This window comes from Virgibacillus kekensis (genome assembly GCF_042654125.1).
GTDB classification, from domain to species: domain Bacteria; phylum Bacillota; class Bacilli; order Bacillales; family Amphibacillaceae; genus Lentibacillus; species Lentibacillus kekensis.
The window spans coordinates 1-1,165 of sequence record NZ_JBHSFU010000013.1 but is presented as its reverse complement, the minus strand read 5'-3'; the positions used below and the strand labels follow the sequence as shown (position 1 = coordinate 1,165).

The window sequence follows — 1,165 nt, the reverse complement described above, 5'->3', positions numbered from 1 at the left end:
ACGGATACTAATAGATCGAGGACTTAACTAAATCTTTACCTGATGTCATGCGAGGCTCTTATTTAGTTTTTAAGGTATAAATTTAAAAATTCCTTGCATTTTTGCACGAAAGTGCATATAATATAGTTTGTCTTTAAAGTTAAATTAAATGTCTGGTGGCAATAGCGGAGAGGTCACACCTGTTCCCATGCCGAACACAGAAGTTAAGCTCTCCAGCGCCGATGGTAGTTGGGGCTTTGCCCCTGCGAGAGTAGGACGCCGCCAGGCAGTGACATTTAATTGTTCAGGAGGATTAGCTCAGCTGGGAGAGCACCTGCCTTACAAGCAGGGGGTCGCAGGTTCGAGCCCTGCATCCTCCACCATTTGCCGGTCTAGCTCAATTGGTAGAGCAACTGACTTGTAATCAGTAGGTTGGGGGTTCAAGTCCTCTGGCCGGCACCACTTTTGAACAAGCTGTAAGTTTGTGAATGTATGAGCCATTAGCTCAGCTGGCAGAGCATCTGACTTTTAATCAGAGGGTCGGAGGTTCGAATCCTCCATGGCTCACCATCTTTGCGGGTGTGGCGGAATTGGCAGACGCGCTAGATTTAGGATCTAGTGTCTATGACGTGGGGGTTCAAGTCCCTCCACCCGCACCATTTAAATATTAAAGTTATATGCGGAAGTAGTTCAGTGGTAGAACACCACCTTGCCAAGGTGGGGGTCGCGGGTTCGAATCCCGTCTTCCGCTCTAACTCAGCCAAATCATACCATGCCGGGGTGGCGGAATTGGCAGACGCACAGGACTTAAAATCCTGCGGTAGGTTTCTACCGTGCCGGTTCGAGTCCGGCCCTCGGCATCAATGCGCCCGTAGCTCAATTGGATAGAGCGTTTGACTACGGATCAAAAGGTTAGGGGTTCGACTCCTCTCGGGCGCGCCATTATATTACGGGAAGTAGCTCAGCTTGGTAGAGCACATGGTTTGGGACCATGGGGTCGCAGGTTCGAATCCTGTCTTCCCGACCACTTCTTTTGGGGCCTTAGCTCAGCTGGGAGAGCGCCTGCCTTGCACGCAGGAGGTCAGCGGTTCGATCCCGCTAGGCTCCACCATAATTTATTTGATCCTTGAAAACTGAACAAAACAACCAGTATGTCAAGAAGACAGGAAAAGCATTTAATGCTTTC

General features: G+C 49.6%; 9 tRNA genes and 1 rRNA gene. All 10 read left to right on the top strand.

The window, feature by feature from the left end:
* Positions 1-151: 151 nt before the first annotated feature.
* The 10 genes from rrf (at position 152) to ACFO3D_RS17010 (ending at position 1,090) form a co-directional block, all read left to right on the top strand.
* Positions 152-267, top strand: a 5S ribosomal RNA gene (gene rrf, locus ACFO3D_RS17055).
* Between the two features lie 19 nt (positions 268-286).
* Positions 287-362, top strand: a tRNA-Val gene (locus ACFO3D_RS17050).
* A 3-nt stretch (positions 363-365) separates the two neighbouring features.
* Positions 366-441: transfer RNA gene (locus tag ACFO3D_RS17045), tRNA-Thr, on the top strand.
* A gap of 32 nt (positions 442-473) precedes the next feature.
* Positions 474-549: transfer RNA gene (locus ACFO3D_RS17040), tRNA-Lys, on the top strand.
* Positions 550-554: 5 nt separating this feature from the next.
* Positions 555-638 (top strand) — tRNA-Leu (locus ACFO3D_RS17035).
* A gap of 20 nt (positions 639-658) precedes the next feature.
* Positions 659-730: transfer RNA gene (locus tag ACFO3D_RS17030), tRNA-Gly, on the top strand.
* Positions 731-753: 23 nt separating this feature from the next.
* Positions 754-839: transfer RNA gene (locus ACFO3D_RS17025), tRNA-Leu, on the top strand.
* Positions 840-844: 5 nt separating this feature from the next.
* Positions 845-921 (top strand) — tRNA-Arg (locus ACFO3D_RS17020).
* 8 nt (positions 922-929) lie between these two features.
* Positions 930-1,006 (top strand) — tRNA-Pro (locus tag ACFO3D_RS17015).
* A gap of 8 nt (positions 1,007-1,014) precedes the next feature.
* Positions 1,015-1,090, top strand: a tRNA-Ala gene (locus tag ACFO3D_RS17010).
* The last annotated feature ends 75 nt before the right edge of the window (positions 1,091-1,165 follow it).